At 45.8% G+C, this 24,085-nt stretch carries 17 protein-coding genes; all 17 read right to left on the reverse strand.

Translation table 11 applies throughout. The features are described from left to right. Positions 1-14 precede the first annotated feature (14 nt). The gene (locus E0698_RS10885; protein ID WP_192511546.1) at positions 15-3,521 is read right to left on the reverse strand and encodes a hypothetical protein; all 3,507 of its coding nucleotides are present in this window, start codon (positions 3,519-3,521) and stop codon (positions 15-17) included. A gap of 30 nt (positions 3,522-3,551) precedes the next feature. Further along, a complete protein-coding gene (locus E0698_RS10890) occupies positions 3,552-5,387 on the reverse strand; it encodes a hypothetical protein (RefSeq protein ID WP_192511547.1) in 1,836 nt (611 codons plus the stop codon). A gap of 37 nt (positions 5,388-5,424) precedes the next feature. After that, positions 5,425-6,849, reverse strand: a complete 1,425-nt coding sequence (locus E0698_RS10895; RefSeq protein ID WP_192511548.1) for a hypothetical protein — start codon at positions 6,847-6,849, stop codon at positions 5,425-5,427. Positions 6,850-6,889: 40 nt separating this feature from the next. Next, entirely contained in the window at positions 6,890-9,208 is a 2,319-nt protein-coding gene (locus E0698_RS10900) for a PKD domain-containing protein (protein WP_192511549.1), read from the reverse strand. A gap of 17 nt (positions 9,209-9,225) precedes the next feature. After that, on the reverse strand, positions 9,226-9,612 hold the full coding sequence (locus E0698_RS10905) for a hypothetical protein (protein WP_025682897.1): 387 nt from the start codon (positions 9,610-9,612) through the stop codon (positions 9,226-9,228). 3 nt (positions 9,613-9,615) lie between these two features. Beyond that, positions 9,616-10,035, reverse strand: coding sequence for a hypothetical protein (locus E0698_RS10910; RefSeq protein ID WP_134910649.1), 420 nt, complete (start codon positions 10,033-10,035; stop codon positions 9,616-9,618). Between the two features lie 107 nt (positions 10,036-10,142). Next, positions 10,143-13,580, reverse strand: coding sequence for a peptidoglycan DD-metalloendopeptidase family protein (locus E0698_RS10915; RefSeq protein ID WP_238353947.1), 3,438 nt, complete (start codon positions 13,578-13,580; stop codon positions 10,143-10,145). Between the two features lie 25 nt (positions 13,581-13,605). Continuing rightward, the gene (locus tag E0698_RS10920; protein WP_192511551.1) at positions 13,606-14,655 is read right to left on the reverse strand and encodes an S-layer homology domain-containing protein; all 1,050 of its coding nucleotides are present in this window, start codon (positions 14,653-14,655) and stop codon (positions 13,606-13,608) included. Position 14,656: 1 nt separating this feature from the next. Continuing rightward, a complete protein-coding gene (locus E0698_RS10925; RefSeq protein ID WP_192511552.1) occupies positions 14,657-15,274 on the reverse strand; it encodes an S-layer homology domain-containing protein in 618 nt (205 codons plus the stop codon). Positions 15,275-15,329: 55 nt separating this feature from the next. After that, positions 15,330-16,010, reverse strand: a complete 681-nt coding sequence (locus E0698_RS10930; RefSeq protein ID WP_192511553.1) for a hypothetical protein — start codon at positions 16,008-16,010, stop codon at positions 15,330-15,332. Between the two features lie 65 nt (positions 16,011-16,075). Continuing rightward, positions 16,076-16,402 carry a hypothetical protein gene (locus E0698_RS10935; protein WP_223264198.1) on the reverse strand — a complete coding sequence of 109 codons (327 nt, stop codon included), beginning with the start codon at positions 16,400-16,402 and terminating at the stop codon, positions 16,076-16,078. 17 nt (positions 16,403-16,419) lie between these two features. Continuing rightward, a complete protein-coding gene (locus tag E0698_RS10940; RefSeq protein ID WP_192511554.1) occupies positions 16,420-16,854 on the reverse strand; it encodes a DNA polymerase III subunit gamma/tau in 435 nt (144 codons plus the stop codon). A 22-nt stretch (positions 16,855-16,876) separates the two neighbouring features. Continuing rightward, positions 16,877-17,929: a hypothetical protein gene (locus E0698_RS10945; RefSeq protein WP_192511555.1), complete on the reverse strand. Its 1,053-nt coding sequence runs from the start codon at positions 17,927-17,929 to the stop codon at positions 16,877-16,879. Positions 17,930-18,541: 612 nt separating this feature from the next. Beyond that, positions 18,542-19,240, reverse strand: coding sequence for a queuosine precursor transporter (locus tag E0698_RS10950; protein WP_192511556.1), 699 nt, complete (start codon positions 19,238-19,240; stop codon positions 18,542-18,544). A gap of 238 nt (positions 19,241-19,478) precedes the next feature. Continuing rightward, positions 19,479-20,876: an L-cystine transporter gene (locus E0698_RS10955; RefSeq protein ID WP_192511557.1), complete on the reverse strand. Its 1,398-nt coding sequence runs from the start codon at positions 20,874-20,876 to the stop codon at positions 19,479-19,481. A gap of 234 nt (positions 20,877-21,110) precedes the next feature. After that, positions 21,111-23,009 carry a beta-glucoside-specific PTS transporter subunit IIABC gene (locus E0698_RS10960; protein ID WP_192511558.1) on the reverse strand — a complete coding sequence of 633 codons (1,899 nt, stop codon included), beginning with the start codon at positions 23,007-23,009 and terminating at the stop codon, positions 21,111-21,113. A 165-nt stretch (positions 23,010-23,174) separates the two neighbouring features. After that, a complete protein-coding gene (gene licT / locus E0698_RS10965; RefSeq protein ID WP_192511559.1) occupies positions 23,175-24,008 on the reverse strand; it encodes a BglG family transcription antiterminator LicT in 834 nt (277 codons plus the stop codon). Positions 24,009-24,085 lie beyond the last annotated feature (77 nt).

The raw sequence follows: 24,085 nt of genomic DNA on the forward strand, positions 1-24,085 counted from the left end.
GAGATTTCTATCACCTACCTTGTCTTCTTCCAGTTCCAGATGTTCCAAGAAGCGATCTTGCCCATAATCATCCATATTTTACGTTTAGGCATGCCCGGTATCGATTGATTCGTAGCTTCGGATGGAGTCTCAATCACCGTCTTCAGGGTTTTATGCCGCTTGGCTGACTCTGGAGCTTCGATACGAACAGTAGCTGTTTTTTTCAAACGTGTACCCTCTTCTGCATCTGTAATCTGTGTTTTTATTACCTTTTTCTTTCTGCTAGCTTGTTGGTGTTCATCCTCAATATTGGTAGACATGACCTTCTTCTTGCGAGTTCCTTCAGATATAGCATGTAGGTCGGTTTCTTCTATTTTTAAAATAGGCTCTGCATTTGTATGAGCAGGCACCACTGCTTCCAACGTTTGTTCGTTGGCTTGGCCTTGTTCCAGCTCCTGAATATCCACCATTTTGCTGATATCTCCTAGCGTGGCAGTTTCAAGACCGTCTCTGACACTGGTGTAGGTCTGCTTCTCACCGTTGGAACCTTCCTCATGAACCCATATGGCTTCAAGCACATTTTCAACGTTGTTACCTTGTCCATGCACCTGCTCGATCACAGCCTCATTCGTTCTCATGATGCTGTTCTCCTGATCGATCTCATCTGTAATCGTCTCGCGAACCGATTCCATAGAGGCTGCTTGCTCTCCGTCAACGAGGACAGCATCGGAGACCTGATTATATTCCTGACTGTCAGCACAAGTGCCGTTAGTGATAACACTTGCTTGAATATCCGGATAGACAAAAGCGTGCTCCGATGAAGCAACGTCAGCTTCCCTCGTCTGTTCCAAAAGCTCGCCAGCTTTAACCTCATGCCGATCGGCTTCCAAACTCACGATGCTTACACGTTCCGATGGAACAAGCGTGGCTTCCTCCGCTTCCAGGCTCTCTATACTTATCCGCTCCGACGGAACCAGCGTGACTCTCTCCGCTTCCAAGCTCTCAATGCTTGTTCGCTCTGCTGGAACCAGTGCAACTTTTTCCGCTTCCATTTCGCCAATATACTGTGCGCCTTCCAGTAGTCCTGACTCCGTTGCATCAAAGTTTCCAGTGCTCGTGGCTGCCCTCTCCAAATGACTGTATTCACCATCCGTAAACGATTGGAGAACGCCCTGTTCCATGGAATCCGTGACACCTGTAGTGCTGGAGAAGGTTCTGCCTGTTTCCGTGTCCTGTATCATGACATTCGCACAATCCGAGCTAATAAGTGCCTTGCCCAACGCTTGGATATCGGTTTCCGTAGATATGAGTCTTTCAGCATGTTCCATCGCATGATACGTACCCTCCTTGGAAGAATAGGAGTTACCGGATTCGAAATTTGTAAGCTGTCCCTCTTCAGCGGAAGACTTACTTCCTTGTTCAGCGTTTGTTTGTAACGTTCCTTCGGTATGCTCAATATTGGCTTGATCCGAACGAATCTGGATAGCTTCCAGCGAACCACCACCCAATGATGTTTCCAAATGATGAATGACGCTATCTGTAATTAGATTAACCGAAGCCTGAGTTGTCCCTTCCTTCACAGCCTCTGCCACAATATTTTCAATGCCTGCTTCAATCAGCTCCATCGCTTGCTCACCATACATAATCCGGAGCATTCGAGCCATCTTGCTGATTTCAGGAGACTCTGCAATCATTTCTCTCAGAACATCAGCTGCAAGCAACTCTCCATGCTGCCCATCCAACTCCAAGTCATTAAAACGGGCAGAACCAAGATCGTCCAACTCTCCTTCTTGACTGACGAATACCCGCTCTCCACGCTGAGATTCGTCTAACGTCGCGTGATGCTCAAGGATACCCGAACTCAAATGTTCATTGTCGGCATCTGTGGAGGCATGAATATAAGCTGTACTGCTCTGCTCCACTGGCAGAACTTTAGAGTCGTCGTATGGAGAAGCTACTCTATACTGATCTAGACTGGTAGGATAGACTTGTTCATTTTTATAGACGGATACGCTTGTAGGCTCGATCAGGCTGTCACGGCCTGAGGAAGCGAAACCACTTGTAACCGTTTCTGTCTGCACACCTATCGTGCCGCCACCGAATTCCATACTTCCTACCATCGAGTGACCTTGAACTCCCTCCAGCGAATCGCTGTTTGAAGCCTCCTCCATTCGCTGAATTACACTTTCAATCGAGCTTGGTATAGCGGGTACGTCAACTTGCTGCAAACCCTCTGGCAGGTCACTTCCCATTCCCGCTTCGACCAGTTCCATCGCTTGTTCGCCATATATAGAGCGGATTTCTTTTGCCAGTTTGCCTTGAGATTCCGTAGCCTCTTGAAGATATATACTTTTACCTGTGGCGGACTTTTGAATCATCATGAACTTGTCTTGGTTCAACTCCGTTGCGCTCATTCGTTCATGTTCAGTACCAGTGCCAGAACGCATAGAAGCAGCAGTGCTATGCTCATCGGTGGAATCTATAAACTGACGCTGTCTGGCAGGCATCTGCCGATTCATGATAGTATCCTCGCTTTTGTCAGACTTCGCCATACGAGCTTCTACTGGGGCATCATCATCCTTTGCTCTAGCATCTGCCCCCAGTAGATCATCGGGAATAGTCCCGACTACCTGTTCAAGCTTCCCGGCTTTTGTTAAATCGTTGATTTCGTCCGAATCCAAAATCTGTTCCTTCACACTGGACTCTGATGTCTCAATCAGGGCATCCCGAATATCGGTTCGATAGCGCAACGCCTCACTTGCTGGCTGGAAGAGAGTTTCCATCGCAAGGCTTTCTGCCGCGTTTTGCTGTTCTACCACTACTTCTCGATCCTGAAATATCTGGTGAATAACCGTCTGTTGTTCAACGTTGTCTCCCTGCTTCACCGTTTCTCCGTGAATTGCAGATTCTGAAGAAGGCGATCCGTTACCCTGACGCTGCTCAGATCCAGAGCCTGCATCAAAAAGTCCCTCATAAATAGAGAAAGCCTTCCCGGATTCATAAGCATCACTTGAAGCCTCTACCTGCTGCCTCATTTCAGAAACAGCGTCTTCTTCCTGCACCGCATTAAAAGTAGAATCAGCCTGAATGGACTCCTGCCTATATCCCTGCTGTACAGAATCTGCATGTTCCATGGAATGGATCTTGCTACCGATTTTCCAACGCGTATCTGACGCTGTGGAATGTGAAGGCTGCTGCGCTTTCTGTCTGATTTCTCCTCTAAAATGCCTGTGAATATCTGATAGGTAAGATACAATGGTCGAGTGAACAGCTTCCACGGTTTGACCCTCGAATTCACCAGCAATGGCTGCCTCTCTCCAATCTCTCCCGAATAAACTTGTAGCGGAATATGGAGCTTTGGATGCATTCTTTAACGTATCCTGTCTCAGCGTTCGGTACGTACTATTCACAGGAGCAGACAGATGGTAACGCGTATCCCGCTGTGTATCCAAGATCATGTCTGTACCAAATGCCAGTTCATAGCCCTTTTTAGAAAAAAGGGCGGTGATACTGATCAGGTAAGATTTTTTACCGTCCAGCATGTCACCGCCGACCTCCTTTAACCCTGTAGGTTAACTGTTCTTAACAAGCGTTTCCTTCAGAATACCCAAGCCGATCGGAGCGAATGGACTAATAGTAGCCAACGTGAACGGGCTCACAGGTGTATCCGCCAAGGTATAACGGTAAATCTGTTTATACTCATAGGTGGCCAGAACCTCTTCATCCGCTTTCGGTCCTTTACCGTCCAGGAACGTGATTTGCTTGGTTTCCAGATCCAATGTGTAATCCGTGCCGAATTTGGCCTCGACACAATTAACTTTGATCACCAGATTGAATGGTGTACCATCATCTTTTAATGAAGGCTGATGAGATAAATGGAATACCTTATTTTTCCCGTCACCTGTGCCCAGAATTTCATGATCTGTCGTTTCTACGACCTCCAGCTCGTCGAGCTGAGAGATATTTTTCGGATGAACAGCGTAGCACTCATCCAGCTTACCGACAAAACCGTCATTTGGATGAACCACATACATAGGAGAAATATGGTATTTTCCGCTGTATACCGAAGGATTGAATCGGGACTCACCCGCATCCACCTGTTTGTCATGTGTAATGAAGGCAAGATAATGCTGTTGGTAATAAGTTCCGCCAATGGACTGTTGAAGCTGTACCGAGCTGTTACCGTTCGAGGTATTCAGTCCATAATCTACGTATGTGGCACCTAGCTTCATATCCTTTTTCCATTTCACTTCGTCCTTTTCCCGGCATCCGGAGATCAGCACGTGATTTTTCCTTGGCGATTTGCCAAGCGTGGTCATTTTGCCAATGTAAAGTGGTGCAAAGTATGTGTTTTCAGGACCCGAGGTAGGATCGGGACGCAGAAACATAACAATACGGTCTTTGTTGAAGTTCCCCCAATAATAGATGCTGGAATCACGCTGCCAGCCGCGAGTATAATTATCCAGTGAAGTAAAGGACAACGCTGTAGGCAACGAAGGATAAATATAGTATATGCAGGAGTACACAGCGTCCATTAAGCTTGCTCCGGAATCCGGGTCAAAATTCCGGGTAGTTACATCCCCGAAATTAATCATGTCTGTTCCTGTACCCGCCAAAACCCTGATATAAGAAGCGTGAAGCTCACTACCGGCGTCCGGCGCCTTAACCGTGGTTGGGATTTTAATCGTATTGGTATCGTAGTCAACCGTAAAATCGGCAGGAGAAACCTCTACCTGATTAATATATAACCGGACGCTTCCTGCCTTGATGGTCGTGTCAGCAGGTATTTTAAATTCTCGACGAGTTCCATCTCCGTCAGGAAGAAGGGATTCAGGATCGCCTACCCTTACTCCGTTATTTACAGCTTCCACAATTTTTTCCGAGCGTACATCATCGAAGGTAAAGAAAAATAAACGTTTGGGTAGACTTGGAGCATTAGCAGCAGGTGCATAGGATACGGTAAATTGATCGCTTGCTAGTGCAGCTTTATTCAGCTTAAACACGCCACTGTAGGGCTCAAAGGTATATTCTGTCTTCTGAACGAATACGCCATTCTTATATAACATCTCCGAGTCCGCCTCTACAGGCCGTACGACAACCTGCAATTGCGTGTCACTACCTTGTACCCGTTGTGCTTCTCCAAGCATGGAGTTCTGTGAGATGAAGTCCATCTCTCCGGGCTGTTTGACCGTTCCACCGTAACCAAAAGCCATGCCGAAATTACGTATCTGACCGTCACTGCCTGTGGATCTGAACAATCGGACGTCAGCGAATTTGGTCGCTGTATTTCTAGGGTTCCCGGTTACTGCCCGGTATTTAATAAACGTGTTCCAGCCATGAGCATTGAATTGTTTCTCCAATTCCTGCGGAAACAGTTGAAAAGTAGCATCTCCATCAAACCACGACACAATCAATCACCTCTAATATTAGATTAGCCAAGCTACACTACAGGGTAGTTGGTTTTATTTCATTTCCTTCATCATCTACTGTGTTCACATACAAGCCAATGCCCGCAGATCTGAATTGAGTACCTGGTTTTTTGGTCAATGGGGAAATTCCCTCTATCAGGAAGTAACGGTATACATCAAATTCATCTGGACAGTGAGCCCGCTTGACTCTTAATTTGTTGGCATTAAACGAAAAGGCAGCCAAAGAGATCGTATCTTTTAATGTACCGCGCACACCCTCCTCGGGGTGAATAACGTATACTTTGGAAGTATGCACCTTCCCACTGTAACGAGAAGGATTGAAAGTGTATTTATACAAAGGATTTTCAGCATTATTCCAGGCGCGCGGGTAATCTTTCTTGCCGTCAACAGAAGTTCTGGCTGGCGGCATGAGATTGGGTGGTGAATTCCAGGAAAGATAATGGGCTTGATATCTTGCACCCAGCTTGGCCCGATTAACCATGATATTATCCATACCATTAGCCGGAAAGTTAGGATATGATTTTAATAAAGGCATAATATGGGGTTGTCTGGTGGTGGTATCGTCAAAGTCATACGTAGCGACTCCATTCACCGTATCTCTGATCGGAACCGTTCCTGCGAATAAGGCATAGACGTTATCGCCTTCCTCAACCGGGTCCAGCTTGCCAAAGTAGAGCGGAATGATCGGAACCAGATTGTTTTCTGGAGCCGGTACATTATCACACTGAATAGTGAAAAAGAAATTCGTGTCTGAAAGAGTCCCTTTCACGGAAATTTCAGAATCACTCCACCAGTTTGTGTTTTGGACAGGGTAGTTAAAAGAGTTGTTGTAGTAAGACTCCATCAACTTGTAGCGCAGACCTGCTTGCATGATCGGTGACTGCATACGTGCTCCTTCTGCTTTAGTCACCGTAAACATAGGACCGCTAACCGTTGTTTTCCAGGCAGATTCCTCTACTTCGATATCTAGCGCTGCTCGAAGCTGTCCTGCTTCAGAATTATCATTCCAGGCCAGTACAACATCTGCACCGTCCGGTTTCAATCCTTTCAAATCCTCCAGCATGTACACATATAAAGTATGGGACAGCCGGTATTTGCGGAATTCATTCGTTGCCCATTCCCCAAACTGCTTGTAGGAATCTTTATCCGGACGCTTCACATAATCAACTAATCGAGGGTACCATGTTCCGGCGATGGCGATACCAAAGCTTTGATTATCCTTATTGGAATATATAAAATGCTCGGCAACTGTAATCCGGAAATTTTGATAATTCCTCACTGCATCTGAGGGATGGGTAATATTGGCGTCGAAAATGACCCTTTTATAATTGGCTGCGACTTTCCAGCCTGCGGTAGCCAGCAACTCTCCCAAACGGGGCTGTAAGTCCGCTTCCGTTACTTTTGGAGTAAATGCTGCTGCTGTCGTATCAATGAATGACATTTGTTTCTCCCCTTTCTTTGAATTACGATTGTGTTCTTTGCTACTTCACTACGGTAATGTCCGCTGTCGCCGTTCCTGTCTGTCCCAGCTCATTCGTTAAGGTAAAGGTTACGGTATACTTCCCCTCTTTATGAAAAGTAAAGCGTGCGTTATTCACCGTATGGCCTTCTGGATTCGCACCCCCTGAAGCAAACCAGTTGGAGATCAATACCGGAGAATGCTTGTTATAGGAAGACATCAATTCCACTCCCTCCCCAGCATGGACAGAAATATGGGACGTAGTCAGGGATACAACGAGCGGAGGCGGCGAAATAGGTAACCGTTTTTCTGGCCTTCGAAGATTTCCAGCCTTCAGAATACCGATACCCGCTGGTCGATAAGGTGTCGCTGCCCGCTTGGTCAATGGTGATATGCCCTCTGTCAGATAATAAGAATACGTCTGATGCTTAGGACCCTCTCCATCGGTGCAGTGTTCATCAACGGCCTCCAACTCATCCCCGTTCATTATAGTTAGGGGCGACAGTAAAATAACATTTCGTAGTGTTCCGTGCGTACCATCTTCCGGATGTATTAATAAAGCTCTTGAAGAATGTACCTGCTCCGTGTAGCGGGATGGATTGAACTGATAATGATAGGCATTGCTCATATCGCTGTTGTTCCAGGCTCGGACGTGCTTGGCTCCAGTCGTGTCCTCCCGCAAGGGAGGCATACTGTTTGACGGAACAGTCCAGGCAAAATAGTACGATTGATAACGCGCACCATACTTTGTTCTCTTGACCATGACAGAATCAATACCGTTACTCGGATGAACAGGATATTCTTTTAACATCGGCATAAGCGTATCCTGATGACGTTTTGGATCTGCATCATCATAGTCAAACCGGGCCGATTGACTGAGCGCACTCTCTAAACTTACGCCGTCTTTTGCAAATGCAGTTCCTGCGAATAGAGCGGCTGTTGCCCCCGCGTTTTCTGTATAGATTTGAAGATCCACCCAGACTCTTGCGGAAACAGGACTAAAGCCATCAACTCCGGAAGAAGAGAACACTTCCAAGTCAAATGAATTTTTACCATCAACCCCGTAAACAGAGAACTCTCCAAGGTACTCTGCCTGATCTCTGGAATGAACGGGTTCACGGGCTTCCGTGGTTCGTAGCTTTACAAGCTCCTGACCTGCAACACGTAGAGAAATATAGTTTGATTCCGCAGCCACATCTCCCGATAACCACACTTTCATCGTCGATCCGGTATTAACCATAGGACTATCCGAGGAAAAGGTTGCTTTGCGAGATTCCTCACCGCCATTCAGTTCAAAAACGCAACTCACGTTCATTATCGAATTCCCATTGCTCTCCACATCAAAATCGCCCATATAGATCGGGATTGAAGGTACTGCATTATGCTCCCAGGCAGGTGCTGTATCTGCCAGCAAAACCAGCATGACAGTCTTTGCATCCACGTAACCTCTAAGCTGGACCTTGCTGTCCTGCCACCAGTTCGTGAATTTCACATTCATGGAGGCTACCTGTTCATAGCGATCCAATTGCGGAATCCGCGTCCGCGAAGCAACGTAAGGAGATTGGTAGAATTGAGGGAATTGATGCGTGATCATCAATTGAAGCGCTTGGGTCTCATCGTGCAGCCCCCACATAGAGGATTGAATCTCTACATCCAAAGCGAGTCTTTTAAAATCAGCAGGTTGTTCCCAGCCTACAATCATTCTGCTCGTATTCACGAACTTTTCCAATTGATAAAAATACATCGTATGACGCTCAAACAGGTTGCCCTCTTCGATCTTCTGAACAGCCCAAGAGAAAATCCCGTCAGATTGTGGCTCAAGCTGCGTTCCCCAGCCGGCATGGTTCCTGAGAACAGCAAACGGGATTTTTGAACCTGTATTGTGCAGCTTTTCCTTCACACTACCCAGCATGGCCATGCCAAAAAGGTGTCCCGATACATTCCGCAAAATATAGTGCTTGGCTACAACAAATTCAAATTCCTCCGAGCCGTTCAGATCACTGTAATAAACAGCCGCCTCTCCTGAAACCCCCGACGCGAAGCTAATACGTTGTCCGCCATCCTTTTTCTCTTCTGCTGAATAAGAGGAAGATGGCATAAGCTCGCCATCCAAATACACAAAGTAGTCACCCTTATGCGCAAGCTTGGGAATATCTACATAGGAATTGACGAGTGGAAGAGAGAAGCGCTGAATCGTGGGTTTGGACAGTCGGCTCGAATAGACGACCTTATGAAATTCATCCACAATATCCCATCCGTTTTGAGAGCACAGGGTAACGATTTGGCTTAATAGCTGATCTTCGTTAACGAGCATTTCCAGCCAAGGACTATCCTCTGGCATTATGTTTCACCTCCTTTCTATTGGAGCATTTGATAGTTCACCCATATATCCTTGTTCCTGCCGCCTTCATTAAAAAACTCAAAACGAAATTCCGTCCCTGTCGGACAAGGAATAACGGCTGTAAAATACATCCCTTCAGGCAGATCCTTCGTGAAGATACGTTGGCATACCAGCTTATCCCCTACATACAGATTCCAATAATCACTGGACTCATAAAAGGACGCTCCCACAGCTACCGCAAGCAGCTCACAATCATGGCTGACTTGCATTGTGCTTTCTACCTTGCCAATTCCTCTGGATTCTATCCGATTGCCCACAATGTACGGTTGGGTCTTCGTTGGCATAAAAGGCGGGTCCAAACGCCCTCCTACCATATAGCTTGCAAAATTAGCACCACTGGACAACGACTACACCGCCCTTACATAATCAAGAGTCAGATTTTTGAACAAACCATTTTCACGAATAATGCTTCCCCGTATAGCGTTTAACGATGGAATATCAGCCTCTTCTTCCATTTCTGCATTCAGGGTTGTGGAGGCTTCAAATTCAATGAAAAATCCGGTCACCTGCAACAGATCGTCCCGATACAGCGTTAGCCGTTCCAGCAAGCCATTATCATAGGTGTATAGCACTGACGTTACCAATGCAGGATATTGAAGCATTTCACGGGCTACATCGATGGTAATGACATTGGGCTCCTCCTCAGCCTTTTTTTCCAACAAGTCGTCCGTCTGACCCGCATGTATCCTTTCCTTACGTACTTCACGTCGAATCAGATCAATAATCGGAAATACCTCGTTGGAGTTCGTAAAATTCTGGTTCTCCAAAGTTTACACCTCACCTTCCCCTTCAATATAAGAAAAAGGAAACGACAATTAACGCAGGCTGCGTAATGCCATTTCCTTGGATTGTATTATGGATTATAGCGTCAAAATCAGGATGTTGCAGGAAGAGCGGACCAGGTTAGCTCCAAATAGTTAATCATGCCGTATTCATTACCGACCAGCCTGTTGCCCTTGATCAGATAATATCCCGCATTACAGGTATGGTTGTCATACACATAACATCCATCCAAAAGCTCTATGAGCGGGTTGCCGCGAATGACAATGTTTTTGGTACGGGCTTGTCTTTTCATATCAAAAAATACTTTATTCGCTATCTGCTGCTTAAGATCACGCATGGATGCACCATCCTGCTCTTCAATCCACGGTAGCTGTAATCCGGCGGTTCTCATATTCCCTTTGGTGGCGACCATCAGGCTTTTATCCAGAAAATGTTCCGTTAACCCCTCAGAACCAGAAATCATCAGATGGTTGCGAACACGCGAGTAGTCGGTAGAAGACGTCATTTCAAGCAAATGATCATCTGTAAATTCCCACTTGGAACGCGCTATCTGATCCCAATCCGGAGTATCCAGAAAATTCATTCGTTTCAATCTAAACGTTCCGTAACGATCGCATCTGACATCATAGGGCAAATCCTGTATGAGCGATTGTATAGCATCTGATGCCCTTGTTCCCGCCTTGAAGGAAACCGTTGCTACGAAAGGATTTTCCCAGCCTTCTGCTGTTTTCATACGATCTTGATCTTGGGGAATCGTCTGAAGCTCTCCTGACTTGGGATCAAATCTCATGTAGGAGTGATTGCCCTTCTTCACATCACCATACACCGTTTCGTCTATATCCAAATCGGGATATAGGCAATCTTCACTGTGCGCACGCCATGAATCAAGACCGGCTGCAACCACAATATCCTTTACGATACTGGATTTCATCCAGGCAAAGGCGCCGCCGTCCCCAGCATACGCTTCCTCTGGAGGGTAGATCATATGCTTATAAAATATAAATTCTTCCAGCATGTCATAACGGTCTACACAGTGAAACGTAAGCGTTCTTCTTTCGGCATCCTCCTCAATTTCACCCTTGATCATGCCTGTAAATACACGTACCAGCTCATCGCCGTAGCCTGCATAAATACGGATGGGAGTCCCTTCACTAATCAGGTGACGTCGCTCTCCCTCCTCCCAATAGGTAAATTCGTTAGGCGGCTGCTTCCTTCCATCCGGACATGCAGGGTACCTTTCCACGGATGGGGAGTAAATCCCTTTGGCATTATTTAAAGTTACGGTGGCTGAGGTAGAAGACATGTCCATGTGAGAATGAACCTCCCAGTTCATTACATCCCGTTCCAGTGAAGCGGTATCCTCATACTGAAACCCGCCAACGTCATACCATTTCTCCTTATACGTATCTGCGATATGGGTGGCAAACTGCTCAATTGAGTAATCATGAAAAGCATATTTAACCTCTGCAATATACAGACCACCGCTGGATACAGAAAATCGAAGTCTGTTCGTCGTATCATCTTCAGATACGCCGCGTACCCGGGTATTTTCCCATTGTTCGATACCGCCTGGCAGTATGCTTTTTATATATACATCCATATCCGTTTCGTTATGGCAGGTTACAACATAGTCGGTGTACTCGCTCACATGGTTATGGCTATAAGAGCCGACATTCGTAGAAATCCCCTGATCTGTAACCTTGACCACAAAGGCTTTGGAGCCGTTAGACATCATGATTTTCCCTTGTGTTCCCTGATCGGCCTTAATTCGGAACTGCATCGTAAATGGAAATTTGTTTATCTTCCCTGTCCGTTCAATACCAGCCTCTTCCCGTGCTGTGGATATCTTCTGCTGATCCCCCAGATCCGTCACCACTACCTGCTGATCGGGAGTCCAATCATTCGTTGTTCTCATGGAATCTTCGAACGTCCAGACTGTTTTGGCTGAGACGGATTCCACATCAAATTCTCTGGCTTTCAGAAAAGTAAGTCCAAAATTACCTCTCGACGCCTTGGATGGATTTGACATGGAAAATTCGATCTTATGGTGTCCACCAGGCACCGGAATAGAGGGAGGATAAGCGAGTCCGTTTTTGGCATTTACCCCTTCAATGGTCGCAACTACCTGGTCGTCCACCTTCACCTCTACTCTGTCCTCGATATCCATATCCGACACATAGGCCCAGCTTAAACAACCCGGCTTGAACCAGTCATGCACAAACGTGAATTTCTTCACCTGACCTGCCCCGTCTGTTCGTTGAAAACCTAAAACATTACGGACCTGATTAGGCGTTTCATTGGTGAAAAATTGTGTGACACCCACGATATCCACATATTTCAAAGGGTCCAGACTTGTTTTTTGGGCCGTAAAATCCTTGCTGTATGACACCTTCTCCGTGGCACGGTTGATCTGGTAGGATGGAATGGATTGAACTACTTCTGAGTTTGCACTGCGAGTTCTTCCGTCCCCCCACTGCTTGATTTTCACAATGACAGGTTTTCGGCCAAATTCGAGGCATTGCTCCGCATTTTCCATTAAAATCTCAATACGCTTGCCCTTCGTAGAGCCAGCCGTATCATCAGCCACATATTCGCCCCAATTGTTCCCGTCTACCAACAGTTCAACCTTACTTCCCAACGGAATGACAGAGGGATCGACAGCGATAATTTTGTAATCCTTCCACTGCCGTACATCTGTTCCGCCTCTTGTAATGCCTTCAGAGTTTGCAGCATTTACATAATAAGCCCACGCTTCCATACTATATTCCGTGTAGGAGTCGACAGCGCTAGCTTCCAACGATGGAGCGAATGTGCTTTTATTCTGAACAGCGGTATCCAGTGTTCGAATGGGCAATTGTATGGATTTTTCCCCGCGCAGGAAAGCTTCGGGATTCAAATCCTCGCCATCCTTGCGAACCTCAAAATGAAGATGTGCTCCATCCCCATCTCCACTACTATTCTTGTGACCCGAGTTCCATCCTATAGCAATAGGATCTCCAGCCTTCACATGATCTCCAACCTTGACCATCATCGCATTGGGTTTCAAATGAGCATACCGGGTCGTCCAGCCGTTGCCGTGATGGATATATACAGCGTGACCGTAACCCTTTACAGCACCAGCCGCAGTAATTCTCCCATCCCCTACGGCATGAATGGTATCCCCCTTGTCACAATCCAGGTCCACTCCCTTGTGAAGAGGACGCTTGGGATTCACTGAACGGTGACGGCTGGTAATCAGCATGCCCTGAATATGATTCGAATCGGTAACATGCCCACGCATTTTCGAACTAGAAAGAATAGGCATGGACATGGGCAAATTGGAGAGGCGGGCTATCTCGCTAGCCTTTGTTTCTTTCTTTTCACTTGTTAGTTGTGTCACACCATCAATGGACAAAAAATCTTTAACGACCATATCTTTTACATATTGAACGACGTCTTGGTTTGGCCGCAAACTGCGGACATAGGACATTTTGTCCAGCTCTATAATTACGCGTGGCTGATGACCCCGAGCCTGTCCGTGCTTATTCATGGATTCAAAATTCATTTTTCATCACCTATCTGAATTTTTCTAGGGCCCATTCTATGAATCGGTTTAAAAATACGACAGCTTCCGCACGTGTAATACATTTTTCCGGCTCCAGCATATTGTTTTCATAGAGCGGAAATACGTAGCTTCCGTCCAGAAACTGCTCGCTCACCAAGTCCATAACAGCTTGCTCATACCATTGGCCTGAGAAAGAGCTTCGGTCCAGCAGGGTTCTCGGTGGATACGTATTGCTCTCCAATCCACGGTCGGTATATCTGTTATAGATATCCACCCGCATCTGTTGAAGAAGAACAAGAAACTGTGCTCTTTTCATACGAACATTCGGAAAGAAACGGTCATGATAACGAGCGTGCGCAGTGCTTACAACGACCGTCTCCTGTTTAAATTGCACACTCCCTGCTTCACGATAGTTATATCCGACAGTCGCGGGAAATCCGTTATAGTTGAAGGGGAGATACACAATTCCTTGATGAATCACAAATGCATCCTGTCTGAAGCCGAATGCTTTCTTAATCACTTCCTTTGGATCTTCTTCCAATTGGATTTTCACAGGCAACCGCTTGAGCTTGGTTCCCAGAACCGTGACCGTCTCCGGCTGATATTTCGTTTGGCTCTGATCATCAGCCGCCATGGACAAGGTCGCAGAAGGCAGGGTAATCAGACTTTCGTCCGTATCCATATAAGGTTTTTGAACACAGCCATCCCCCTGATAAGCGGGTCTGCCATAAGCGATACATACCACCTCAAGTCCGCCGGATAAAGGATGGGGCATCGTTATTTTTTCGTTTTCCATTCTTTCAGGCTGTACCTGAACTCCAGCGACGAAAATAAAAACTGGATTTTCAATATGCATCTGATAGCCGGGAATGGCAAATTCCTGCTGACCATCAAACGTTACAAAGCGCTTGACAATGCGTTCATGTCCTTGTTCAAAAGTGTTGTAGGGCATCCCCTCGATAAAGCTGTGCTCGTTGCGGCCATCCAGACCTAAACGTGCCATATCTAACATATCTCTATAAAACCAATCCAGTGGATCTACATCAATCCAACGTTTCATCTCAATACCCCCTTAGAATCCGGTCCACATACCTGTAGGACCTCATCAAAAAGGTGATTCCCTCTGCCCGGGTACAGCTCTCGTCCGGTCTGAAATAAGGGCTGACCTCGCCTTCATCCGCTGTGACGGGCACCATACCACGCTGCTCCATTTCCTCAATATAGCTGGATGCCCAATGGCCCTTGAGGTCCATGAATTGACTTTTGCAGCGGTATTCATCACCTTGCTTGCGAATAAGCGACATTTGGACTTGGATGATATATTTAGTCTCTATCTCTGCCGTTTGAATATCTGGTTTACCTGTGACAACCCCCGTATAAATCGTGCCTTTTTCATCATAATATTTGTGCGCTGAGCCTATAAAGGATAGCCAGTCCGCGTATTCCTTTTTACTGTAAAATAGCAGCGTTAGGCTAGCTGTATAATGTGAGGTTCCACGATTGACCAAGCCTGCTGAGTAGGAAAACGTTTCATTAACATAGGATTTCAGATTCGGAGCCGGTGGCTTGTACTCGCTGATTAGCTTGGCTTTAACCTCGACAAAGCGAATTCCATTATCATAAAATAATTGCTTTTTGTAGATCGTATCTTCTGATTTATTGGGACTTTGCTGAGTCAAAATGTATACCTCCTGTCGTTAAAAAGATGTTTGCTCCGGTACGATGGAGTATGGATTAATATGACGTACTGCTACGATAAGCAGTGGTCGGATTCATAAGAAGCTGATCCCGTAAGCTTCCGGCTCTGCCATTTTGAAGACCTCTTCCCAGTCCGTTCCCGATCGCTTCCAGTTGGGTCGGACTTACGTTATTCGTGACCTTAGGCAATGTCATATGGACGATGACGTCACCGGAGTTGATCGTGTACGATGGGCGCATGTTTGCACGTGTCAGATATTCATTTCTGGTTAGCTCCGTTACGCCTTCTGGCATATGAAATGTACGTTGAAAACTGAGTACACTTTGCAAGTCCTGAGCTTGGTGCTTACGCATACCGATATACTCTATAGAGCCTGTTCGCACATCTGCTATTTCAACATTTAGCGTCTTCCTGCTTTGATCCCTATCACTCTGTACCTTGCTCACGTATTCATTCATGGGGAGGGTCAACGGCTTCGTTTTACCATTCATATCATCTTGCATACTCTGACTCGGATCTGTTGGTGGCTGATCTGGTTTTTGCTGGTTTACTTCTGGCCTTATCCTACAATCTAATAAGGTACTTAACGTGCGCTTGTGTTCCTCCAAACGCCCGAAGCGTAAAACTAGCCCCTGCTTCTCTTCATTAGAAGAATGCTTTAGTGTCTGAATAAATGCCTGTAGCTCCACAAGCACATCAGTCTCTATATTGCCCATACATTCACCGCCTTTTATAAAATGAAACTCCCGCTCCTCCATACGGAGCAGAGCAGGAGTGTCTCTCAACCAAGCATATTAGCCAAAAATGCCATATCTTCTTCGTCCGCTATTTTATAGTCGCCCATATAAGAGCCGTCTTCTCTGACTTGTTTACGGCCTGTACGGCGGATATCCGGACGATCCGTTCCACCAGTCCCGCTCCATAATCCACCGGCAGACATAGAAGAAACTTTAATGGTAAATTCGATATGGTCATGACACTGCTCCAGATAGTAGCCCAACTGAGGGAGCGTAAGGTCCCAAACCTGATGCTTATCCAGGTGACAATAATGGGCCAGCTTAAAAAAGAGATTCGCCCAGTCAATAGGAGCTTGCCGGTCATACTCCAACTCCTCATCCTCAGTGGCTACATGGACTTTTTTATTCCATTCAGACCGATCATGGCATCCATAATTTGCTTGGCCGTTTCAAGGTCAACATACTCTTCCAGATACTCAGGAGTCATCCAGCTATAGTAAGGCTTGAAGCCCATCATCAGCACATCCAACAGCTCATGATAACGATCTGTACCTTCCGGATCATCTGGAATCAGATTTGCAATAATAATGCCGGAATCAATAGCATTCAGCTTTGTAATCAGTTTACGCGCATCCTTTAACCCAAGCGGGGGCAAATAATACGTTTTACCGTCACGTAAACGTACCTTTTCATCTTCTTCAAAGAATGCTTTTTCTTTGATCTGCGCTTCCTCTTCTGTCAAAACCTTCTTTGCACTTTCTACCACCGCATCTGACTTGGAAGGCTCATTCTTGGATGGAACGGTGAACTCTCTTTCATTCATTTCGAAAACACATCCTTACATATCAGTTGTTAGCAGATGTTGTTGCAATCTCATAACGCTTGATCGTGCCGAGCTTGTTATCAAAGCGTTCCGGGTCAATGACCGTCAAGGTTACACTATGCGTAGACGCCTGCTGGCGCTGAGCATCAATCGTGAAATTGGATTTCACACGACATTGATACAATTCCGTTTGGTATCCTTGCACAGAACCGTCCTTTTGCTCAAAACGGCCATCATGAACCAGGTGAACCGTCAACGGTAAATCCCTGCTCGAAATATCCAGAACATCCACCACTTCATTGCGTTTATAGTTTACATAAATGGCTACATCCTTTAACGCCGCATTGAAAGTCAGCTTTCCCCCTTCAACAAGGTATTGCTCCTCGGTAGGGGTTCCGGTGAGCGAGCGTTTGAGAAGCTTGTTTCCATTTAGCGTACGCACTGAAATTTCAGGCGTGGTATGCAGCGAGGTACCAAAGACAAGCTCTGCCTCACACTTCCCGTTCACTTCCTGAATAACGTGCTTCTCTTCCAGCTCCCACACAAATCCATCATCATCCTGCTGAATTCCACTCAAAGCGACAGGATAGACAATCACTACTTTTTTCCCAGCCAACGATGCATCGAATACTGCCTTATTACCTGTCACGGTAACTTCCGTGGTTACATCTGTGCCTGTAATCACATCCTCGTAGGCCTTCATAGCAGGGCTTGTCGCTGCGTCTTCTGTGAGCAGCACCCGGTATGGTGATTCCCCCGGAACCATCACAGTTTCCGTTGTCAATCGGTAAGACGCTCCGCTAACACCTTCACGAAGCTTGGAACCGAGAACGAGACGGACCAGATTTAAGTCAAATTTGGCATCTTGAGCTGTAATATCAATCGTTTTTTTACGAAGCAATGCATCCAAGGGCACACTGGAATCTCCACCCTCGATATCCTGCATATCCAGTTGGATGTCCAAAAGCATGTTGTTCAGTGTTCCAATCGTGATGAGTTCATCACTATTCGGAATTTTAGCCATAAACTTGCCCGCACCTTTAATCAACATTTTTTTGTTTTTCGTCATTCCCATCTTCAAAAACCTCCAGTTTATTATTCCATTCTAATGGTATCCCGATTGGAATGGAGTATTTATATGTGTTCTCAAGGCCCGCGTCATGATCTGAACCCGTGACAACTTGACCCTTGAACAAACCACCTTCCTGACGATATCAATATAAGTGAAGCATTGGATGTTTTAACTGTAGCGACGTACTTGATCTCTTCATCGTCCTCGTTTCTTCATACAGGGTCTACACCCCTCAATGGACGACCTCGGAATATGCTGCTGCCGATTAGATTGTTCAACCTCATGAGGATAAACAAGTTTACCGAACTGATCCATTATTTTACCTGTAAGCTCGCCGATACAATGCAGGCATAGCAAGGGTTCTCCTGCCATTTTCTCTGCCATAAAATTTTCTCTAGCCCTTTGTGTCACATAACGAAATTTACACCGGATACATGGGGTAAACTGCATCATTCCTGTAGCCTCCTTCATAGTACAAGGTTTGGGTTTTTCCTTACATAGTCTCCAATCTTACAATTCATCTGACGATCTCTATACTTCAATATAAGTAACTGTAAGCTTCATTGAACGATTTCATTGGTTATACAAAAAAAGGAGGAGCAACCCCAAGCCAAATTACGGCTTGAGCGTCTGCCCCTCCTCTTCTGCAAAGCGGAAGTTGCGTGCGATGTACAATATCGGTGTACCCGCCGCGGTTAGTACAAATTTTAAGATATAGGTGGTGAACAGTAGCTCCAGCCATATTCCCCATTCATAGCCGTAAAAGGCGATGCTGCAAAAAATGAGCGTATCCATAAACGAGCTAATCATCGTACTGCCATTGCCGCGAATCCAGAGCTGGTGACGTTCCGGGAAAAACTTGCGAATCCACGAGTATAGACGAACGTCCAGCAATTGGCTAACCGCATAGGCCATCAGGCTGGCAAGCGCAAGTCTGGGTAATAGTCCGAATAATTGCTGCATCGGCGCCTGGGCAAAATCGGTTGCATTAGGCTGAAACACCAGCGCCATCTGCATCGTTAGCGTCGTCATAATTAAGGTGAAAAAACCGAACCACACAGCTTTACGCGCCTCTTTAGGCCCATATTTCTCATTCAGCAAATCGCTGGCCATGTACATAGAGACATACATTGTATTTCCCAATGTCGTCGTAATACCGAGCAGATCGATGGTTTTGGTTACCTGAATATTGGCAAGCACGGTAGCCACACCAATCCAGGCGTACAACCCTTTTTTACCGAATAAACGATAACATAACAAAAAGAACATAAAATTGACGAGGACAAAAGCTGCCCCCCATAGCAAATTAAACATGAAAGCCTCCTAGTTTTGATAGCGCGGGATGGTTGCGAACCGCGGTTCTTCCGAAGCAAGCCAGAAAAACATTATTTTAATGTATCACAGATTACGATTCGTGAACAGTAATAACTTAAATCAATAAAACAACACAAAGAGCCGACCTTATGGCCGACTCTGAGTATTAATATGCACGCAGATACTTCTCCCTCTAAAACCAGCCCCTAGACTACATGGAGAGTTTCTATCATCCCAATCAGGAGCGTGTCGCCGCATCCAAATCCATGCCGTGGTCGTTGAACATGTCCTGATCATTCTCCTTGAGCACCTTGCCTGAAATGAGTCCTGCTGTAATGGAATCATTGACATTCAGCGCTGTGCGTCCCATATCAATCAGCGGCTCAACCGAAATGAGCAATCCTGCCAAAGCTACGGGCAAGTTCATGGTCGACAGCACGATCAGAGAAGCGAAGGTAGCACCGCCACCTACACCTGCTACGCCGAAGGAGCTGACCGTAACGACCAGAATAAGCGTGAGGATAAAATCCCAGCTCGTCGGATCTATGCCCACGGTTGGCGCAATCATGACCGCCAGCATGGCCGGATAAATGCCTGCACAGCCGTTTTGTCCAATGGTCGCTCCCAAGGTGGCAGACAAATTCGCGATACCGTCCGACACACCAAGCTTTTTCGTTTGCGTTTCAACATTCAACGGAATCGTTGCAGCACTGGAACGGGATGTAAAGGCAAAAACCAGCGTAGGCAATACTTTTTTCACATACGTTACCGGGTTATAGCCGAACAGAGCCAGCAAAATAAGATGAATGACGAACATGACCAACAAAGCCACATAAGAAGCGAGCACAAACTTGATCAGCTTCAAGATTTCATCCGGATTCGTCGTGGCTACAACTTTAGTAATCAGCGCCAAAATGCCGTAAGGCGTCAACCTCAGTACCAGCGTCACAATCCGCATCACTACAGCGTACACAGCATCAATTACCTTACGGAAGGTTTGCGCCTGCTCTGGCTTTTTACGATCCAGTCCAAGCACGGCCACCCCGATAAAAGCCGAGAAAATCACTACTGCCAGCGTCGAAGTACGACGAGCTCCCGTCATATCCTCAAAAGGATTGGATGGAATAAATTCCAGCACCTGCTGTGGAATCGTCATATCCTGAACTGTTCCAAGACGCTCCTCCATCTTCAAGCCCTGTGCTTGTTCTTTTTCCCCACTTTGAATCTCAATCGCTTTAAGATCGAACGACAAGCTGGTCATAATACTAACCGAAGCGGCAATAGCGGTTGTAATCAGCAGTACAGCAATGATGGACACACTTATTTTGCCAAGATTCTGTCGTCCCTTCAAATTCATAATGGCTGAAATAATCGACACCATGATGAGCGGAATAACTACCATTTGCAGCAAACGAACATAACCATTACCTGCCAGGTTGAACCAGTCAACCGATTTCGTAATGACCTCCGAGCCCGAGCCATAGGCGTACTGGAGAATAGCCCCGTAGATTAGACCGAAGCCCAGTCCGGCAAACACCCTTTTCGTAAAAGAAATATGCTTCTTCTGCATCCAGACTAACACGCCGAGCAGCAAAAGCAGCACTACTACGTTCAAAATGATAAAGAAGGTATCCATATATCATTTCCTCCAAACTTGTTATATTTTATAAAGTGACCCTTCAATCCGTTGATTACTATATCACAATGCCAACTATTTTTGTAGGTTTTGTTTTAATAAATGGGTTGAAGCCAGTATAGCTTTGGGGAATTACATTGAAAACGCAAAAAGGCAAGTCTTCCTGTTTCGAAGACTTGCCTTTTGTTAATCCAACGATTGATGTTAGATTATACGTAAATTCTTTTGTTGTCGTTAGACGATTACTGTATAAAAAAGCTCCTGTTCCTTAACCACTTTATGCTCATTTCCAGCAGGCTCCAGCTCACTAAACTGAGCTACGTTCGTAACAATAACAGGTGTAATTGTTTCGTAACCAGCCTTGCGAATTTCCGCCAGATCAAACTCCAGCATGAGATCGCCTACCTTCACTCGATCCCCTGCTTTCACATGAGGAGTAAAATGAAGGCCTTTCAGCTTAACCGTATCCATCCCAACGTGTATGAGCATTTCAAGCCCGGAATCACTCACCAAACCTACGGCATGTCCACTTTTGGCAATGGAGAATACGGTACCTTCAACTGGAGAAACAACGCGACCTTCAGATGGCTCAATAGCCCATCCTCTACCCATGATTTCCTGAGAAAAAGCAGGGTCATTGACTTCACTGAGCGGCTTAACCTCACCCATAATCGGGCTGTATACCGGGATTTTCTCACCTTTTGGCAGTGAGGCCACAGGAGATGGTGCTACTTCCTCAGTAGAGATGTCTCCAGCAGCACCTGTTGATGAAGCTTCTTCTTCCTTCACATCTTCAAAACCGATCAAATAGGTTGCCACTGTAGCAGCCGCAAATGCGATAATGATACCAAGAATTGCGTACAAGAAAGTTGGTCCGATAAACATTGCCAAGCCAGGCAAGCCAGCCAGTCCACCCATAACATAAGCTTTTGTGCCAAACAAGCCCATGAATCCTCCGCCAACGGCACCTCCGATCAACGCTGCGATAAATGGTTTTTTAAACCGCATGTTTACCCCATACATTGCAGGCTCGGTTACACCCATAATAGCTGTCAAGCTTGTGGAGAAAGCCAACGTTTTGATTTTGGCATTTTTGGATTTCAAGAATACACCCATTGTAGCGCCAGCCTGAGCCAAGTTAGCTGCTGCCATAATCGGAATCATGTAGTCATAGCCCAGCGTGGCGATAGAACCAATCATGATAGGAATCAACGCATAGTGCATACCTGTCATGATGATCAGGGAGAAGGTACCACCGAGTACCAGACCTGCAAGCGGACCTGTATTTTCAAACAACCAAGAAATACCACCCGACAGGCCATTACCAATAATGGCGCCCAGCGGACCTACTGCAATCAACGTTGCAGGCACAACAATCAACAAAGTCAGTGTTGGAACGACAATCAGCTTCAATGATGCATGTGTATACTTATCAATGAATTTTTCAACATGGGCCGCCAGCCAGATGGCGATGACGATGGGAATAACAGTCGATGCATAGGTTGCCGCCGTCACCGGAAGACCGATAAAGCTAACCTTCACATTGGATGCCAGCAATGCCGTAATCGTCGGATGCAAAATAGAGGCACCTATCGCAGCCGCGATAAACATGTTACTTCCCAGTTTTCTAGCAGCACTCACAGCCAGAATAATCGGCAGGAAATAGAATGCTCCGTCTCCTATTGCCGCTAAAATCGTATAGGATTGGCTCTTATCGGACATCCAGTTCATTGCCACCAATAGAGCAATGATCCCTTTGATCATACCTGCACCGGTGATCGCCGGCAAAATAGGTGTAAACATACCCGCGATAAAATCAAACAGACTGCTGATCGGGTTTTGTTTTTTCTTGGATGCATTGCTTGCGCCTGTCTCACTTTGCGGCGCCTTGGACATGTTGCTAACCAACGATTTGTACACGTTAGCTACATCATCACCGATAATAACCTGAAACTGGCCGCCACTCTCCATCACTCCCATGACGCCATCCGTTTTTTTCAACTGCTCTTTCTCAGCTTTCTTATTATCATGAAGATTGAAGCGCAAGCGGGTCATGCAGTGAACTACCTGCTCAACGTTTTCTTCACCACCAACCAGTTTAAGTATCTCTTTGGATAATTGATTTCGATCCATGAGGGTTTCCTCTTTTCTTTTAAGATATAAAATGTGTAAATTGACAATAAAAAAACCTGAATACAGAAAGCAGACAGCTTTATAAAAAGCCAATCTTCTTTCAGCATTCAGGTTTTGCCTTCTGGTTTAGAAGTAGCAATCCTAAATCCCTGATCATCCATGAAATCATTGATTTTTAATGATACGCTCGATATGAATGGTGAGATATAGCATCTCATCCTGGGATAAGCTCCGACCATAGATTTTAGTCGTATAATCTCTTATTTTTTCAGCACAGGCGTAGGCATTCTTGTACTGCACCTTAACCATATCATGAAGGGAATTATCTGCATTTTGTACAGGGGTCCCATTCATTACCCGTTGAGCAAAAAATTTGAGATGTGTAATAAAGCGGTAGTAGCTTAACGACTCTTCATCCAGCTCCATTACGAAAAAGCGACTCACAATGTTCATGATATCCTTGACGATGTTAGTCAGGGTTATCGTTTCGCGCATTTCGCTGTTGAGCTGAGCATTCACCAGATGCAGGGCGATGAAGGCTCCTTCATCATCCGGAAGCGTAACTCCCAGCTTGTCCTGAATCATATGCAGTGCTTTGGTCCCAATCGAAAATTCCTTGCGGTACATTCGTTTGATTTCCCAGAAAAGGGCGTTTTTTATATCCATCCCCAAACGATAACGCTCTATGGCAAAATGGATATGATCCGTCAGCGAAATGTAGATGCTGTCATGCAATTCCACACCGAGTATCGTTTTGGCATATTGAATGATCTCATCAGAAATTTCAACATATTCAATAGGGATATCAGACATCAGGGTCATCAGTTTGCGGGAAACCTCGGTGCTTTCAAGCTTAAAGATTTTCTCAATATGCCCTTCATCAATCTCATCGCCTGTGCTTTTTTTAAAAGCAATGCCTCTTCCCATAATGACTAATTCTTTCTGCTGCTCATCAATGACCGTTACGACATTATTATTCAGCACCTTTGCTATCTTCATTCCATCACCTTAGGCCGCTTGGAGTAGTAAAAAAAGGCAATACCAAAACTGACACTTAGTGCCTGCTTATGGTTTTG

Source organism: Paenibacillus sp. 23TSA30-6, from assembly GCF_014858585.1.
Lineage (GTDB): Bacteria > Bacillota > Bacilli > Paenibacillales > Paenibacillaceae > Paenibacillus.

Coding starts and splice junctions, on each gene's coding strand:
- E0698_RS10885 (WP_192511546.1), bottom strand. CDS start 3,521: ATGCTGGACGGTAAAAAATCTTACCTGATCAGTATCACCGCCCTTTTT.
- E0698_RS10895 (WP_192511548.1), bottom strand. CDS start 6,849: ATGTCATTCATTGATACGACAGCAGCAGCATTTACTCCAAAAGTAACG.
- E0698_RS10900 (WP_192511549.1), bottom strand. CDS start 9,208: ATGCCAGAGGATAGTCCTTGGCTGGAAATGCTCGTTAACGAAGATCAG.
- E0698_RS10915 (WP_238353947.1), bottom strand. CDS start 13,580: ATGAATAAGCACGGACAGGCTCGGGGTCATCAGCCACGCGTAATTATA.
- E0698_RS10920 (WP_192511551.1), bottom strand. CDS start 14,655: ATGAAACGTTGGATTGATGTAGATCCACTGGATTGGTTTTATAGAGAT.
- E0698_RS10930 (WP_192511553.1), bottom strand. CDS start 16,010: ATGGGCAATATAGAGACTGATGTGCTTGTGGAGCTACAGGCATTTATT.
- E0698_RS10940 (WP_192511554.1), bottom strand. CDS start 16,854: ATGAATGAAAGAGAGTTCACCGTTCCATCCAAGAATGAGCCTTCCAAG.
- E0698_RS10945 (WP_192511555.1), bottom strand. CDS start 17,929: ATGGGAATGACGAAAAACAAAAAAATGTTGATTAAAGGTGCGGGCAAG.
- E0698_RS10950 (WP_192511556.1), bottom strand. CDS start 19,240: ATGTTTAATTTGCTATGGGGGGCAGCTTTTGTCCTCGTCAATTTTATG.
- E0698_RS10955 (WP_192511557.1), bottom strand. CDS start 20,876: ATGGATACCTTCTTTATCATTTTGAACGTAGTAGTGCTGCTTTTGCTG.
- E0698_RS10960 (WP_192511558.1), bottom strand. CDS start 23,009: ATGGATCGAAATCAATTATCCAAAGAGATACTTAAACTGGTTGGTGGT.
- licT (WP_192511559.1), bottom strand. CDS start 24,008: ATGAAGATAGCAAAGGTGCTGAATAATAATGTCGTAACGGTCATTGAT.